The sequence below is a fragment of the Brevundimonas sp. P7753 genome, from assembly GCF_013386595.1.
Classification (GTDB): Bacteria; Pseudomonadota; Alphaproteobacteria; order Caulobacterales; family Caulobacteraceae; genus Brevundimonas; species Brevundimonas bullata.
Map to the genome: position 1 here is coordinate 1 of NZ_JACARP010000283.1, position 360 is coordinate 360.

Sequence of the window (360 nt, forward strand, 5' to 3'; positions counted from 1 at the left end):
GGTTGGAGTTGGCGATGAGCACCCGCGGAGCGTTGCTGCGGGTCTTGAACACGCCGACCGGCTTGCCGGATTGCACCAGCAGGGTTTCGTCGTCATTCAGGTTGGTGAGGCTCTCGACGATCTGGTCGTAGCACTCCCAGTTGCGCGCGGCACGGCCGATACCGCCGTACACCACCAATTCTTTCGGGTTCTCGGCCACTTGCGGGTCGAGGTTGTTCATCAGCATGCGCAGCGGCGCTTCAGTCAGCCAGCTTTTGGCCGTGAGCTTGTTACCGCGAGCGGCACGGATTTCGACGTCACGGTATTTTCTAGGCTTGGTCACAACAAGAACTCCTCGGCGATCAATGCGCGAACATGGAT

General features: G+C 59.7%; 1 pseudogene. It reads right to left on the reverse strand.

Going from position 1 to position 360, the window contains the following annotated elements:
• Positions 1-322, reverse strand: a pseudogene (locus tag HX774_RS19600) (urocanate hydratase); the annotation flags it as partial.
• Positions 323-360 lie beyond the last annotated feature (38 nt).